Source organism: Streptomyces sp. NPDC107517 (assembly GCF_055582645.1).
In genome coordinates this window covers 238,061-252,972 of sequence record NZ_JBVJPM010000011.1, presented here as the reverse complement: position 1 = coordinate 252,972, position 14,912 = coordinate 238,061, and the positions used below count along the sequence as shown (strand labels likewise).

General features: G+C 69.4%; 12 protein-coding genes. 9 read left to right on the top strand and 3 right to left on the bottom strand.

Features of this window, described 5'->3' with window-relative positions; translation table 11 throughout:
- Position 1 precedes the first annotated feature (1 nt).
- From ACZ67T_RS25570 to ACZ67T_RS25540, 7 genes are all read left to right on the top strand, one after another.
- Positions 2 to 1,162 carry an acyl-CoA dehydrogenase family protein gene (locus tag ACZ67T_RS25570; protein ID WP_469987165.1) on the top strand — a complete coding sequence of 387 codons (1,161 nt, stop codon included), beginning with the start codon at positions 2 to 4 and terminating at the stop codon, positions 1,160 to 1,162.
- Positions 1,163 to 1,264: 102 nt separating this feature from the next.
- Positions 1,265 to 2,308, top strand: a complete 1,044-nt coding sequence (locus tag ACZ67T_RS25565; protein WP_469987163.1) for an ABC transporter substrate-binding protein — start codon at positions 1,265 to 1,267, stop codon at positions 2,306 to 2,308.
- Between the two features lie 5 nt (positions 2,309 to 2,313).
- A complete protein-coding gene (locus tag ACZ67T_RS25560) occupies positions 2,314 to 3,210 on the top strand; it encodes a siderophore-interacting protein (RefSeq protein ID WP_469987161.1) in 897 nt (298 codons plus the stop codon).
- A gap of 153 nt (positions 3,211 to 3,363) precedes the next feature.
- A complete protein-coding gene (desA, locus tag ACZ67T_RS25555) occupies positions 3,364 to 4,815 on the top strand; it encodes a lysine decarboxylase DesA (RefSeq protein WP_469987159.1) in 1,452 nt (483 codons plus the stop codon).
- Positions 4,799 to 6,079, top strand: coding sequence for a lysine N(6)-hydroxylase/L-ornithine N(5)-oxygenase family protein (locus tag ACZ67T_RS25550; protein WP_469987157.1), 1,281 nt, complete (start codon positions 4,799 to 4,801; stop codon positions 6,077 to 6,079). The genes desA and ACZ67T_RS25550 overlap by 17 nt, the downstream gene beginning before the upstream one ends.
- A complete protein-coding gene (locus tag ACZ67T_RS25545; protein WP_469987155.1) occupies positions 6,076 to 6,636 on the top strand; it encodes a GNAT family N-acetyltransferase in 561 nt (186 codons plus the stop codon). The genes ACZ67T_RS25550 and ACZ67T_RS25545 overlap by 4 nt, the downstream gene beginning before the upstream one ends.
- Positions 6,633 to 8,405 (top strand): IucA/IucC family protein, encoded by a 1,773-nt coding sequence (locus tag ACZ67T_RS25540; RefSeq protein ID WP_469987154.1) that lies wholly within the window; start codon positions 6,633 to 6,635, stop codon positions 8,403 to 8,405. The genes ACZ67T_RS25545 and ACZ67T_RS25540 overlap by 4 nt, the downstream gene beginning before the upstream one ends.
- Positions 8,406 to 8,487: 82 nt before the next feature.
- Here ACZ67T_RS25540 and ACZ67T_RS25535 read toward each other — a convergent pair whose 3' ends face one another.
- Both ACZ67T_RS25535 and ACZ67T_RS25530 read right to left on the bottom strand, forming a co-directional pair.
- Positions 8,488 to 10,182, bottom strand: coding sequence for a beta-N-acetylhexosaminidase (locus tag ACZ67T_RS25535; RefSeq protein ID WP_469987152.1), 1,695 nt, complete (start codon positions 10,180 to 10,182; stop codon positions 8,488 to 8,490).
- Between the two features lie 117 nt (positions 10,183 to 10,299).
- Positions 10,300 to 11,880: a purple acid phosphatase family protein gene (locus tag ACZ67T_RS25530; protein ID WP_469987285.1), complete on the bottom strand. Its 1,581-nt coding sequence runs from the start codon at positions 11,878 to 11,880 to the stop codon at positions 10,300 to 10,302.
- Between the two features lie 212 nt (positions 11,881 to 12,092).
- On the opposite strand from ACZ67T_RS25530, the gene ACZ67T_RS25525 reads away from it, so the two are divergent.
- Entirely contained in the window at positions 12,093 to 12,350 is a 258-nt protein-coding gene (locus tag ACZ67T_RS25525) for a hypothetical protein (protein ID WP_399973705.1), read from the top strand.
- 17 nt (positions 12,351 to 12,367) lie between these two features.
- Positions 12,368 to 14,185, top strand: coding sequence for a glutamine--fructose-6-phosphate transaminase (isomerizing) (glmS, locus tag ACZ67T_RS25520; RefSeq protein ID WP_469987150.1), 1,818 nt, complete (start codon positions 12,368 to 12,370; stop codon positions 14,183 to 14,185).
- 127 nt (positions 14,186 to 14,312) lie between these two features.
- Here the strand turns inward: glmS and ACZ67T_RS25515 are convergent, their stop codons facing one another.
- Entirely contained in the window at positions 14,313 to 14,882 is a 570-nt protein-coding gene (locus ACZ67T_RS25515) for a GPR1/FUN34/YaaH family transporter (protein ID WP_469987148.1), read from the bottom strand.
- Positions 14,883 to 14,912: the final 30 nt, after the last annotated feature.

Genomic DNA, 14,912 nt, shown 5'->3' with positions numbered 1-14,912 from the left:
GATGGACCACCGCCTGAGCAGCGAGCACGAAGAACTCCGCCGCACCGTCGAGGAGTTCGCGCACGACGTCGTCGCCCCGAAGATCGGCGACTTCTACGAGCGGCACGAGTTCCCGTACGAGATCGTGCGGGAGATGGGCCGCATGGGCCTGTTCGGCCTGCCCTTCCCGGAGGAGTACGGCGGGATGGGCGGCGACTATCTGGCCCTCGGGATCGCCCTCGAGGAGCTGGCGCGCGTCGACTCGTCCGTGGCGATCACGCTGGAGGCGGGCGTCTCGCTCGGTGCGATGCCCCTCCATCTGTTCGGGACCGAGGAGCAGAAGGCCGAGTGGCTGCCGCGGCTGTGCTCCGGCGAGATCCTCGGCGCGTTCGGCCTGACCGAGCCCGACGGCGGCTCGGACGCGGGCGCGACCCGTACGACGGCGAGGGTCGACGAGGCGACCGGCGAGTGGGTGATCAACGGCACGAAGTGCTTCATCACCAACTCCGGTACGGACATCACCGGTCTGGTCACCGTCACGGCGGTCACCGGCCGCTCCCCCGAGGGCAAGCCGCAGATCTCCTCGATCATCGTGCCGTCCGGGACGCCGGGCTTCACGGTCGCGGAGCCGTACTCGAAGGTCGGCTGGAACGCGTCGGACACACGTGAGCTGCACTTCGACGACGTACGGGTCCCGGCGGCGAACCTGCTCGGCGAACAGGGCCGCGGGTTCGCCCAGTTCCTGCGGATCCTGGACGAGGGCCGTATCGCGATCGCCGCGCTGGCGACGGGTCTGGCGCAGGGCTGTGTGGACGAGTCGGTGAAGTACGCCAAGGAGCGGCACGCGTTCGGCCGCAACATCGGCTCGTACCAGGCGATCCAGTTCAAGATCGCCGACATGGAGATGAAGGCGCACACGTCCCGCCTCGCGTGGCGTGACGCGGCGTCGCGGCTGGTGAGCGGGGAGCCGTTCAAGAAGGAGGCGGCGCTCGCCAAGCTCTACTCGTCGACGATCGCCGTGGACAACGCGCGCGAGGCGACCCAGGTCCACGGGGGCTACGGCTTCATGAACGAATACCCGGTGGCCCGCATGTGGCGCGATTCGAAGATTCTCGAGATCGGCGAGGGCACGAGCGAGGTGCAGCGGATGCTGATCGCGCGGGAGCTGGGCCTGACGGGCTGAACCGGCGGCTGCGGGGGGCCTCTGGACAAAAGCTTAGGTTAGGTTAACCTAAGCCAGAATCCGGCCAGCGGCCCTCCGTACGTCACGAAAGCAGCCACTGTCATGCCCAACGCCCGTCTCACCAGCCCTTCCCGCCGTGGCATCCTCGCCGCAGGCGGCGCCCTCGGCCTCGGAGCCGCGCTCGCCGCCTGCGGCAGCGATTCCAAAGACAGCGGCTCGGGCGCCAAGTCGGGCAGCGCCAAGTCCGGCCCCTGGTCCTTCAAGGACGACCGCGGCACGACGGCGAAGGCCGACAAGGTCCCGGCGAACGTCGTCGCGTTCACCAGCGTCGCCGCCGCCCTGTGGGACTACGGCATCGAGTGCAAGGGCGTCTTCGGCCCGACGAAGACCTCGGCCGGCAAGGCCGACGTCCAGGCCGGCGACATGGACGTCGACAAGGTGACGATCATCGGCAACGAGTGGGGCCGCTTCAACATCGAGAAGTACGCGAGCCTCGCCCCGGACCTCCTCGTCACCACCGTGTACGACACCGCCGGCACGCTCTGGTCCGTCCCGCTCGAGTCGAAGGACAAGATCCTCAAGCTGGCCCCGAGCGTCGGCATCTCCGTCTACGACCGCCAGATGACGCAGCCGCTGCAGCGCCTGCTCGCCCTCGCCGAGTCGCTCGGAGCCGACGTGAAGGCCGACAAGGTCGTCAAGGCCAAGCAGCGTTTCGAGACCGCGGCCGCGCGCCTGCGCAAGGCCGCCAAGGCACACCCCGAGATCAGGGTCCTCGTCGGTTCCGCGAGCCAGGACATCTTCTACGTCTCGGGCACGAACCTCTCCGCCGACCTGGAGTACCTCAAGTCGCTCGGCGTGAACTTCGTCGAGCCGTCGGAGAAGGCGAAGAAGGCGTCCGGCGGCTGGTTCGAGAACCTGAGCTGGGAGAACATCGACAAGTACCCGGCGGACATCATCATGATGGACAACCGCACGGCCACCATCCAGCCCGCCGACATCGACAAGGCCACCTGGAAGAAGCTGCCCGCCGTCAAGGCCGGCCAGGTCGTCCCGCGCGTCACCGAGCCCATCTACTCGTACGACAAGTGCGCCCCGATCCTCGAGGACCTCGCCGAGGCCATCGAGAAGGCGAAGAAGGTCGGCTGACACCGATGACGACGACCGAGTCGCCCGCGATCGCACCTTTCCGATTCTTCGACCTCCAGGTAGCGCGGACGCGGCGGCTCGGTCCGTCGCTGCAGCGCGTCACGTTCACGGGCCCCGGCCTCGTGGACTTCCACGCCGGAGGCCGCGACCAGAGCCTGTCGCTGTTCCTGCCGCAGCCGGGCCAGGAGGCCCCCGTCCTGCCGGCCGCCGAGCCGGGTGACGACGGCCGCGCCTGGCACGCCGCGTACCGGGCGCTCCCGGACGACGTGCGCGCCGTGATGCGTTCCTACACGGTCAGCGGGCAGCGCCGCGCGCCCGGTGAACCCGGTGAACCCGGTGAAATCGACATCGACTTCGTGCTCCACCACGACGGTCCCGGCGGCGCGGGTCCCGCCTGCGTCTGGGCCGAGGCGGCGAAGCCCGGTGACCGCGTGACGGTCCTCGGCCCGGCCGTCGCCGACAACACGGCCGTACGCTGCCGGCCCCAAGAGGGCGCCGACCACGTCCTGATGTGGGGCGACGAGACCGCCCTGCCCGCCGCCCTCGGCATCCTCGCCTGGCTGCCCGCGGGGCTGCGCGCGCACGTCTGGCTCGAGGTCCCGCACCGCGAGGACATCCCGGCCGTCGAGACCGCGGGCGACGTCACCCTCACCTGGCTCGTGCGTGACGAGAAAGCGCCGTCCGCGCTGGAGGCGATCCGCGCCGCCGAACTGCCGGACGCGTCGAGTCCGTACGCCTGGCTCGCGGGCGAGTCCGCGACGATGAAGGAGCTGCGCCGCCATCTCGTGCGTGAACGCGCCTACGACAAGCGGTCGGTGACGTTCGTCGGCTACTGGCGCAAGGGGCTCAGCGAGGACGGGCTGCGCGTCGCCGAGGCTCAGGAGGCGGCCGCCGAGAGCTGACCGGCAGCAGGTTCCGGCCACTGAAGAGGGGCGGGGTCGCCAGCGCAACTTAGGTTAGGCTAACCTAAGTCAGGCGCTGGGACCTCGCCCCTCTTCCCATGCCGCCCGTCTTCCCGCTCACCCGCATTCCTGCCCCCACCCGGAGGACCGTTCATGCGCTCGCACCTGCTCAACGACACGACCGCGGAGCACTACCGCCGTTCCGTGACCGAGGGAATCGAGCGGGTGGCGGCCAAACTCGCCACCACAGAGCGGCCGTTCACCGGGGTCACGGTCGACGAGCTCGCGCCCCGCATCGACGCCGTCGACCTGGACACGCCCCTCCTCGACACGACCGCCGCCCTGGACGAGCTCGAAGAGGTCTACCTCCGCGACGCGGTCTACTTCCACCACCCGCGCTACCTCGCCCACCTCAACTGCCCGGTCGTCATCCCGGCCGTGGTCGGCGAGGCCGTGCTCTGCGCGGTCAACTCCTCCCTCGACACCTGGGACCAGTCGGCCGGCGGCACCCTGATCGAGCGCAAGCTCATCGACTGGACCACGAGCCGCATCGGCCTCGGCCCCGCCGCCGACGGCGTCTTCACCTCGGGGGGCTCCCAGTCCAACCTCCAGGCGCTGCTCCTCGCCCGCGACGAGACCAAGTCCGAGAACCCCGAACACCCCACGAAAATGCGGGTGTTCGCCTCCGAGGTCAGCCACTTCAGCGTCAAGAAGTCCGCCACGCTCCTCGGCCTCGGCCCCGACGCCGTGGTCACCGTCCCCGTGGACCGCGACAAGCGGATGCAGACCGTCGCCCTCGCGCGTGAACTGGAGCGCTGCCGCGAGGAGGGCCTCGTTCCCATGGCGGTCGTCGCCACCGCCGGGACCACCGACTTCGGCTCCATCGACCCGCTCCCCGAGATCGCCGAGCTCTGCGCCCAGTACGGCACCTGGATGCACGTCGACGCCGCGTACGGCTGCGGGCTCCTCGCCTCCGTCAGGAACCGGCACCTCCTCGACGGCATCGAGCGCGCCGACTCCGTCACCGTCGACTACCACAAGTCGTTCTTCCAGCCCGTGAGTTCGAGCGCGGTCCTCGTCCGGGACGCGGCCACCCTGCGGCACGCCACGTACCATGCCGACTACCTCAACCCGCGCCGCATGGTCACCGAGCGCATCCCCAACCAGGTCGACAAGTCCCTCCAGACGACCCGCCGCTTCGACGCGCTCAAGCTGTGGATGACGCTGCGCGTGATGGGCGCCGACGGTGTCGGGCAGCTCTTCGACGAGGTGTGCGACCTGGCGGGCAAGGCCTGGGAGCTGCTCGCCGCCGACCCCCGGTTCGACGTCGTCGTCGAGCCGCAGCTGTCCACCCTCGTCTTCCGCCACATCCCGGCCGGCGTCACCGACCCCGCGGAGATCGACCGCGCCAACCTGTACGCCCGCAAGGCCCTGTTCGCCTCCGGCGACGCCGTCGTGGCGGGCACCAAGGTGGGCGGCCGCCACTACCTGAAGTTCACCCTGCTCAACCCCGAGACCACCGTCGACGACATCGTCGCGGTCCTCGATCTGATCGCCGGCCACGCCGAGCAGTACCTGGGAGAGAACCTTGTCGAAGCTTCCTGAGTCCCCCGAACCCCTCGACTTCATCGGGATCGGCCTCGGCCCCTTCAACCTCGGCCTGGCCGCCCTCACCGAGCCGATAGCCGAACTGAACGGTGTCTTCCTGGAGTCCAAGCCGGACTTCGAATGGCACTCGGGGATGTTCCTCGAAGGCGCCCACCTCCAGACCCCGTTCATGTCGGACCTGGTCACGCTCGCCGACCCGACCTCCCCGTACTCCTTCCTGAACTACCTCAAGGAATCGGGGCGGCTGTACTCCTTCTACATCCGCGAGAACTTCTATCCCCTGCGGACCGAGTACAACGACTACTGCCGCTGGGCCGCCGCGAAACTCACCAGCATCCGCTTTTCCACGACCGTCACGCAGGTGTCGTACGACGAGGCCGCCGAGGTGTACGTCGTGAGCACCGAGGGCGGCGAGACCTACCGCGCGCCGCGCCTCGTCCTCGGCACCGGCACCCCGCCGCACATCCCCGAGCCCTGCCGGGGCCTCGGCGGTGACGCGATCCACAACTCCCGCTATCTGCACCACAAGCAGGAGCTCCAGCGGAAGGACTCGATCACCCTCGTCGGCAGCGGCCAGTCCGCCGCGGAGATCTACTACGACCTCCTCAGCGAGATCGACGTCCACGGCTACCGCCTCAACTGGGTCACCCGCTCCCCGCGCTTCTTCCCCCTCGAATACACGAAGCTGACGCTGGAGATGACCTCTCCCGAGTACGTGGACTACTTCCACGCGCTGCCCGAGCAGACCCGCTACCGACTGGAGACCCAGCAGAAGAACCTCTTCAAGGGCATCGACGGCGACCTCATCAACGAGATCTTCGACCTGCTCTACCAGAAGAACCTGGCCGGGCCCGTCCCCACCCGACTGCTCACCAACTCGGCCCTGCAGAGCGCGCGTCACGAGAACGGCACGTACACGCTCGGCCTGCGCCAGGAGGAGCAGGGCAAGGACTTCGAGCTGCGCACCGACGGCCTGATCCTGGCCACGGGCTACAAGTACGAGACGCCCGCCTTCCTGGAGCCGGTCCGTGACCGGCTCAACTGGGACAGCCGGGGCCGCTTCGACCTCGCCCGCAACTACTCCGTCGACACCACGGGCCGCGGCGTGTTCGTCCAGAACGCCGGCGTGCACACGCACTCGATCACCTCGCCCGACCTGGGCATGGGCGCGTACCGCAACGCGTACATCATCCGTGAGCTGCTCGGCACCGAGTACTACCCCGTAGAAAAGACCATCGCGTTCCAGGAGTTCGCCGCATGAGCACCCCCACCGGCTCCCCCACCGGCACCTTCAGCATCCGCCCCCTCGACCCCATCGCGGACGCCGAGCTGCTGCACCGCTGGGTCACCGACCCCAAGGCCGCGTTCTGGCTGATGCAGGACGCGAAACTGCAGGACGTGGAGCGCGAGTACATGGCGATAGCCGCCGCCGAACACCACGACGCGTTCATAGGCCTCCACGACGGCGAGCCCGCCTTCCTCATGGAGCGCTACGACCCGGCGCACGTCGAACTCGTCGGCCTGTACGCGCCCGAGCCCGGCGACGTCGGCATGCACTTCCTGACGGCGCCCAGCGACGTCCGCATCCCCGGCTTCACCCGCGCCGTGATCACCACGGTGATGGAGTTCCTGTTCGCCGACCCGGCGGCCCGGCGCGTCGTCGTCGAGCCCGACGTGCGCAACAAGGCCGTGCACGCCCTGAACGAGGCCGTCGGCTTCGTCCCCGGCCGCGTCATCCAGAAGCCGGAGAAGCAGGCGCTGCTCAGCTTCTGCACGCGACAGCAGTTCCTCGCCGCCTCGGGGGTGGCCGCCGCATGACGCTCTCCGACGCCGTCACCCACCTCTCCCCCGAGCGCTGGGCCGAGGCCAACCGCCTCCTCATCCGCAAGGCACTGGCCGAGTTCACCCACGAGCGCCTCCTCACGCCCGAGCCCCTCGGCGACGACCGGTACGCCGTGCGCTCCGACGACGGCGCGACCGAGTACCGCTTCGCCGCCCGCCGCCTGCGCCTCGACCACTGGCAGGTGTCCGCGGACTCCGTCTCGCGCCATCGCGACGGCTCCGAACTTCCCCTCAGCGCCCTTGAGTTCTTCATCGAGCTGAAGACCTCGCTCGGCCTGAGCGACGCGATCCTGCCGGTCTACCTGGAGGAGATCTCCTCCACCCTCTCCGGCACCTGCTACAAGCTCGCCAAAACCCCGGTCACCGCGGCCTCCCTCGCCCGCGACGGCTCCTTCCAGGAGATCGAGACGGGCATGACCGAGGGCCACCCCTGCTTCGTCGCCAACAACGGCAGGCTCGGCTTCGGCGTCCACGAGTACCTCTCGTACGCCCCCGAGACCGCGAGCCCGATCCGGCTGATCTGGCTGGCGGCGACACGGGAGCGGGCCGCGTTCACGGCCGGTGCCGGGCTCGACCACGAGTCCCACCTGCGCGCCGAGCTGGGTGAACAGACCCTCGCGCGGTTCGCCGCCACGCTCACGGACCAGGGCCTGGACCCGGACGACTACCTGCTCATCCCCGTCCACCCCTGGCAGTGGTGGAACAAGCTGTCCGTCACCTTCGCGGCCGAGGTCGCCCAGCGCCGCCTGGTGCTCCTCGGCGAGGGCGACGACGAGTACCTCGCCCAGCAGTCGATCCGCACGTTCTTCAACACCTCGCACCCGGACCGGCACTACGTGAAGACGGCCCTGTCCGTCATCAACATGGGCTTCATGCGCGGCCTCTCGGCCTCGTACATGGAGGCCACGCCCGCCATCAACGACTGGCTCGCGCAGCTCATCGAGAACGACGAGATCCTCAAGGCGACCGGCCTGACGATCATCCGCGAGCGCGCCGCCGTCGGCTACCGGCACCTGGAGTACGAGGCCGCGACCGACCGCTACTCCCCGTACCGCAAAATGCTCGCCGCCCTGTGGCGCGAGTCGCCCGTCGCGTCCCTGGCCGAGGGCGAGCGCCTCGCCACGATGGCCTCGCTGCTCCATGTCGACGCCGACGGCCGCTCGTTCGCCGCGGCCCTCGTCGAGCGCTCGGGCCTGACCCCCGCCGAGTGGCTGCGCCCCTACCTGCGGTCGTACCTCACGCCGCTGCTGCACAGCTTCTACGCGTACGACCTCGTGTACATGCCGCACGGCGAGAACGTCATCCTGGTACTCGGTGAGGACGGCACGGTCCAGCGGGCGATCTTCAAGGACATCGCCGAGGAGATCGCGGTGATGGACCCCGACGCGGTCCTCCCGCCGGGCGTCGACCGGATCCGGGTCGAGGTTCCCGACGACCAGAAACTGCTGTCCGTCTTCACGGACGTCTTCGACTGCTTCTTCCGCTTCCTCGCGGCGAACCTGGTCACGGAGGGCGTGCTCGACGAGGACACGTTCTGGCGGGCGGTCGCCGACTGTGTCCGCGACTACCAGGAGTCGGCGCCCCAACTGGCTGACAAATTCCGGCAGTACGACATGTTCGCCCCGGAGTTCACGCTGTCCTGCCTCAACCGTCTCCAGCTGCGCAACAACGAGCAGATGGTGGATCTCGCGGACCCGGCGGGCGCCCTTCAGCTGATCGGGACCCTGGCGAACCCGATCGCGTAGACGTGAGTGGGGCTCCGGAACGCTGCAGTCCATAGCGACTGCGTCGCGGGTCCGGAGCCCCACTCGCCTGCCTGTCCGCCCGTCAGCCCGCGGGCCAGGGCACCTGCGTCGACCTGTAGTAGCCGATGCCGAGCGCGTCCCAGCGCGGAGCCTGCGCCGCGAGCCGGACCTTGTACGTGTTCCAGTCGTGCGTGGCCTCGGGCGACCAGCCGAGTTCGGCGACACCCGGCAGCCTCGGGAAGGCCATGTACTCGACCTGCGCGGAGGTCGACAGGGTCTCCGACCACAGCGGCGCCTCGACGCCCCGGACGGCCGACGCCGGCACGCCCGGAAGGTAGCTGCCCGGGTTCCAGTCGTACGAGCGCTGCACCTCGACGTACCCGGCCCAGGCGAGGCCGAGCGGGGTGTCCTTGTTGTACTTCATGTCGAGGTAGAGCCGGTCGGCCGGCGACATGACGATCCCCGTCCCCTTCTGTGCCGCCGCCGCGACCTGCGCCTTCTCGGCCGCGCTGGTCCCGTCGAGACCCCAGTACTGGGCGAGGGCGCCCTTCGCCGGAGTGGCGCCGGTCAGCTGGTGCCAGCCGATCACGGTCTTCCCGTACTTGGCGACGATCGGCTGCACCTTGTCCATGAACGTGACGTAGTCCTCATGGCTGGTCGAGTGCGCCTCGTCGCCGCCGATGTGGAGGTATTTGCCGGGCGTGATGGCGGCGAGCTCACGGATCACGTCGTCGACGAAGTCGTACGTACGGTCCTTGTTGACGCACAGCGAGCTGAAGCCGACGTTCGTGCCGGTGTAGAGCGGCGGCGCGACACCGTCGCAGTTCAGCTCCGCGTACGAGGCGAGCGCCGCGTTCGTGTGGCCCGGCATGTCTATCTCGGGGATGACCTCCAGATACCGCGAGGCGGCGTACCGGACGATCTCCTTGTACTGGGCCTTGGTGAAGTAACCGCCCTGCCCGCCGCCGACCTGGGTGGACCCGCCGTACGTGGCGAGCCTGGGCCAGGAGTCGATGGCGATGCGCCACCCCTGGTCGTCGCTCAGGTGCAGATGCAGCTTGTTGACCTTGTACAGGGCGAGTTCGTCGATGTAGCGCTTGACCTTGTCGACGCCGAAGAAGTGGCGGGAGACGTCGAGCATGGCGCCGCGGTAGCCGTACCGGGGGCTGTCCTCGATGGTGCCGCCGGCGACGAGCCACGGCCCGGCCTGCTCGCTGCTCTTCTCCACCTCGGCGGGCAGCTGCTGGCGCAGGGTCTGCACGCCGTGGAAGAGGCCGGCGGCCTTGTGGGCGGTGATGGTGACGGAGTCGCGACCGGACACGAGCCGGTATCCCTCAGCCCCCAAGTCCTGCGCCCTGCTGCTCAGTTCGAGCCGGATGCCATCGCGTCCGCCGTCGCCCGTGACCGGCAGCCGATAGCCGGTGGAGGGGCGCAGGACGTCCGCGAGATAGCCCGCGACGCGCCGCGCCTCCTTCGAGTCCTTCTCGACGCGGATCCGCGTCTTCGAGGTGATCTCGTACGCCGGTCCGCCCGCGGTCACCGAGGCCGGTGCGGGTACGACCTGGCCCAGCGGGGTCGCGGCGGCGGATCCCGCACCCGGTGACGGGGCGGCGCCGACGGCGGACACCCCCGCGGCCGCGACGAGCAGCAGCGACCCGAACAGCCGGGCGGTCCTGCGGCGCTGCTTCTGTTGCTGTCTCACAAACGGTCCCTTCGACGAGCGACTGGGTCGTGGATCGCGGGGGGTTTCACATCTGTGCAACGGAGCAGTCACCATGGGTACCGTCCGCCCCATGAGCGGGTCAAGGGTGTAGACCAATTCTCACCGGGTGGACGACGGAATCCCGAAAGGGCCCGCCCCTGAGGAAAGGGGCGGGCCCGACAACGGGCCGCCTCAGCCGCGCCGCACCGTGCGGGCGATGACGAAACGGTCGATCTCCTCGCCGGTCTCCGCGAGGCCCCGCACCGTCAGCTTCGCGGTGTGGCCCGCCGGCGCCGGCTCCACGTCGACGCGCAGGAACGAGTAGTTCGTGTAGCGCACGCGCGACCAGTCGACGGTGATGTCCTTCTTGCTGCCGTCGGGCTGGACCACGAACGACGTGAAGGGGTCGATCTTCTTCTCGTGCCCCTCGTACGTGTCGTCGACCGGGAACGCGTACAGGCTCCTGCCCGCCGCGCCCGCGGTGACGTAGACGATGCCGTCGGTCTCGGGGTACGCCGTGCCGCCGATCGGCAGCTCCTTGGTGACCCGGTCGCCCTTGAGCACGTCGGTGCGCTCGTAGACGTGGTTGTGCCCGTTGATGACGAGGTCGACGGTGTACTTCTCGAACAGCGGCACCCACTCCTTGCGCACGCCGCCCTCGGAGGCGTGACTCGTGGCGGTGCAGTACGCGCAGTGGTGGAAGAAGACCACGATGAAGTCGATGTCGCGGTCGGCGCGGAACTTCTTCAGCTGCCGCTCGAACCACGAGGTCTGCGTGCCGCCGGACAGGCCGAGGTTGGCCGGGATCTCCCAGGACACGTCGTTGGCGTCGAGCGAGATGACCGCCGTGTTGCCGTGCACGAAGGAGTAGACGCCCGGCAGGTTCTTCGTGTCGGGGCCGTTGTCCGGCAGGGTGAAGCGGGCCTGCTGGCTGCCGTAGCCGTGCGGTGCGTACCAGGCCTCCATGTCGTGGTTGCCGTACGCGACCATCCACGGCACCTGCTTGGCGACGGACTCCGTCTGGGCGAGGAACTGGTCCCAGGTGCGGGCGTCGAAGGTGTCGCCGGTCTGGCCCGAACCCGACGGGTCGGCGTAGGCGATGTCTCCGGCGTGCAGGTGGAACGCCGGGTTCTGCGCCAGGATCAGGCTGTCGTTGGCCAGCGCGTGGTAGCTGACGCCCTGGTCGCCGAAGGCCGTGAAGGTGAACGGCTCGCGGTGCGAGGGCGCCGTCCTGAAGGTGCCGAGCGTGCCGGCCAGGTGCGCCGCCGCCGGGTCGAAGCCGTCGTGGCCGACGCCGTAGTAGTACGTGGTGCCGGGCCGCAGCCGGGTCAGCTGGGCATGGAGGTAGTACTGGGTGTGGTCGGCGCCGGTGCCGACTCCGGCCGGCGTGTAGAGGGGCCGGACCTCGGCCTCGATCTTCCGCGAGAGGTCCCAGGGGTGGACGCCGACGCGGATGTACGGGTTCTTGACGGCGACCGGGACCTGCCAGGAGACGGTCATCTCGGTACGGGCGTCGGTGCCGTAGGCGAGGTGGCGGGCGAAGGGTGCGACGAGCGCGCCGTCGACCTCGTGGCGGGCCGGGACGGATCCGGTGGTGCGGCCGGTCTGCACCGGGGCGGCGCTCGCGGCGCCGGGCACGAAGGCACCGCCCGCGATCGCGCCCAGGGTGACGGCGCCGCCGCGCATCATCGTGCGGCGGGAGAACTTGCTGCGCAGGTACTCGTGCTGCTCGGCCAGGCTCATCCGGTCGGCGAGCTGCTCGGGTACGCCCATACGGGGAATGTCCATGACCAGAAAAGTTGCTCGGGTCACTCATCCCGGCCGGATACGCCATGTGAACACGCGCGGAACAAGCGGCATGGCGCCCTTCAAACCTTGACCACAGTCGCCCCAAGAACCCCGGCACGCACAGCGGATTGCCAGGCCCTGCCCGATATCGGGCAGAATTCTTGCGAACGGCCCCCTCTTCCTCCAGGATCATCCGAGTGCACGACGAACTTGTTGATCACCTGACGCGCAGTTCGCCCCTGAACCGGGGCGAGGCACTGCGGGTGATCCAGGACGTGCTCGCCTACTTCGACGAGACGACCGAGATGTTCGTCCGTCGCCGCCACCGCGAGCTCCAGGGTCAGGGCCTGGTGAACGCGGAGATCTTCGAACGGATCTCGGCGGACCTGAAGTACCGCGCGGTCGCGCCGCCCGAGCTGTCCCTGCGGCAGCTGCGGCGCATCGTCTACGGCTAGAGGGGATCAGTACACATATGTGCGGAATTGTCGGTTACATCGGTAAGCGTGACGTGGCACCGCTGCTGCTCGAAGGGCTGCAGCGCCTGGAGTACCGCGGCTACGACTCCGCGGGCGTCGTCATCACCAGCCCGAAGGCCAGCGGCCTGAAGATGGTGAAGGCAAAGGGCCGCGTGCGTGACCTGGAGGCCAGGGTGCCCGCCCGCTTCAAGGGCACCACGGGCATCGCCCACACCCGCTGGGCCACCCACGGCGCACCTTCCGACGAGAACGCGCACCCCCACATGTCCGGCGACAACAAGGTCGCCGTCGTCCACAACGGCATCGTCGACAACGCCGCCGACCTGCGCGCCAAGCTGACCGCCGAGGGCGTCACCTTCCTCTCCGAGACGGACACCGAGGTCCTCACCCACCTCATCGCCCGCTCCCCCGCCGAGAAGCTCGAGGACAAGGTCCGCGAGGCGCTCCGGCTGATCGAGGGCACGTACGGCATCGCCGTGCTGCACGCCGACTTCCCCGACCGCATCGTGGTGGCCCGCAACGGCTCCCCGGTCGTCCTCGGCATCGGCGAGAAGGAGATGTTCGTCGCCTCGGACATCGCCGCCCTCGTCGCCCACACCCGCCAGATCGTCACCCTCGACGACGGCGAGATGGCCACCCTCAAGGCCGACGACTTCCGCACCTACACGACGGAGGGCACGCGCACGACCGCGTCCCCGACCACCGTCGAGTGGGAGGCCGCCTCGTACGACATGGGCGGCCACGACACGTACATGCACAAGGAGATCTTCGAGCAGCCGGAGGCCGTCGACCGCGTCCTGCGCGGCCGCATCGACGAGCGCTTCTCCGCCGTGCACCTGGGCGGCCTCAACCTCGACGCCCGCGAGGCGCGCAGCGTGCGCCGCGTGAAGATCCTCGGCTGCGGCACCTCGTACCACGCGGGCCTGATCGGCGCGCAGATGATCGAGGAGCTGGCGCGCATCCCCGCGGACGCCGAGCCGGCCTCCGAGTTCCGCTACCGCAACCCGGTCGTCGACCCCGACACCCTGTACATCGCCGTCTCCCAGTCCGGCGAGACGTACGACGTCCTCGCCGCCGTGCAGGAGCTGAAGCGCAAGGGCGCCCGCGTCTTCGGCGTCGTGAACGTCGTCGGCTCGGCGATCGCCCGCGAGTCGGACGCCGGTGTGTACGTCCACGCGGGCCCCGAGGTCTGCGTCGTCTCGACCAAGTGCTTCACCAACACCACGGTCGCGTTCGCGCTCCTCGCCCTCCACCTCGGCCGCATCCGCGACCTGTCCGTCGCCGACGGCAAGCGGATCATCGAGGGCCTGCGCAAGCTGCCCGGGCAGATCACGCAGATCCTGGAGCAGGAAGAGCAGATCAAGAAGATCGCCGAGGAGTACGCGGACGCCCGCTCGATGATGTTCATCGGCCGGGTCCGCGGCTACCCCGTCGCCCGCGAGGCCTCGCTCAAGCTCAAGGAGGTCTCGTACATCCACGCCGAGGCCTATCCCGCCTCGGAGCTGAAGCACGGCCCGCTCGCCCTGATCGAGCCGGCGCTCCCCACGGTCGCGATCGTCCCGGACGACGACCTGCTGGAGAAGAACCGCGCCGCCCTCGAGGAGATCAAGGCCCGCTCGGGCCGCATCCTCGCGGTCGCGCACCAGGAGCAGGAGAAGGCCGACCGCACGATCGTCGTCCCGAAGAACGAGGACGAGCTCGACCCGATCCTCATGGGCATCCCGCTCCAACTCCTCGCCTACCACACGGCGTTGGCCCTGGGCCGCGACATCGACAAGCCCCGCAACCTGGCGAAGTCCGTCACGGTCGAGTAGGCAGCCCCCGCGGTACGCGTACAGAAGCTGCCGGTAAAGGAGAACGGGTCCCCGTGCGCGCCACCAAGCGCACGGGGACCCGTTCCTTCGAGGGGAGCCGGGGCGCCCATTCCCCGGCCCCCGGCTGTCAGCCGGTGGCCGTCACCCCCCGGCCGGCAGCACGCCCCGGCAGGGCCGTGGGCAGCCCGCCCAGCGCGGCCGTCGCCGCGTACCAGGCGAGCAGCCCGCCCACCGCGGCGAACCAGCCGCCGACCTTGGCGAGCCCGGCCGTGTCACCGAACGCGGCGACGGCGAGCAGCAGCAGGGCCACGCACAGCGCCGCGTACGCCCCACGCACCAGAGTCCCGGAGCCGGACGCCCCGAGGGTCAGGCTCAGCGCGAGCATCGCGAACAGGAGCATGAACAGCCCTTGCGCGTTGGCCGACATGGCGCTGCCGGCCGTGACGCCCCAGGTGAACCAGAACGCGCCGAGCGCGGCGAAGGCCGTACCCGTCGAGGCGTCACTGGCGCGGTAGGCGAGCAGACCGGCGACGAACAGGGCGATGCCACCGACGTACGTCGCGAGGGATACGGCGTTCGCGGCCGTCACGCCGTCGATCACTTCGGTATGACCGAGGCCGAAGGCCAACAGGGTGAGTCCCAGGGCGAGATGGCCGAGAGTGGAGGTCGTGCTTCCCGCGGAGACGTCTTTGTCCACGGCGGGCTCCCTTCGTGCGGGTGCAGTTGT

Excerpts from the sequence above, each read along its gene's own strand:
- ACZ67T_RS25570 (WP_469987165.1), top strand. The coding sequence starts at position 2 with ATGGACCACCGCCTGAGCAGCGAGCACGAAGAACTCCGCCGCACCGTC.
- ACZ67T_RS25565 (WP_469987163.1), top strand. The coding sequence starts at position 1,265 with ATGCCCAACGCCCGTCTCACCAGCCCTTCCCGCCGTGGCATCCTCGCC.
- ACZ67T_RS25560 (WP_469987161.1), top strand. The coding sequence starts at position 2,314 with ATGACGACGACCGAGTCGCCCGCGATCGCACCTTTCCGATTCTTCGAC.
- desA (WP_469987159.1), top strand. The coding sequence starts at position 3,364 with ATGCGCTCGCACCTGCTCAACGACACGACCGCGGAGCACTACCGCCGT.
- ACZ67T_RS25545 (WP_469987155.1), top strand. The coding sequence starts at position 6,076 with ATGAGCACCCCCACCGGCTCCCCCACCGGCACCTTCAGCATCCGCCCC.
- ACZ67T_RS25540 (WP_469987154.1), top strand. The coding sequence starts at position 6,633 with ATGACGCTCTCCGACGCCGTCACCCACCTCTCCCCCGAGCGCTGGGCC.
- ACZ67T_RS25535 (WP_469987152.1), bottom strand. The coding sequence starts at position 10,182 with ATGGTGACTGCTCCGTTGCACAGATGTGAAACCCCCCGCGATCCACGA.
- ACZ67T_RS25530 (WP_469987285.1), bottom strand. The coding sequence starts at position 11,880 with ATGGGCGTACCCGAGCAGCTCGCCGACCGGATGAGCCTGGCCGAGCAG.
- glmS (WP_469987150.1), top strand. The coding sequence starts at position 12,368 with ATGTGCGGAATTGTCGGTTACATCGGTAAGCGTGACGTGGCACCGCTG.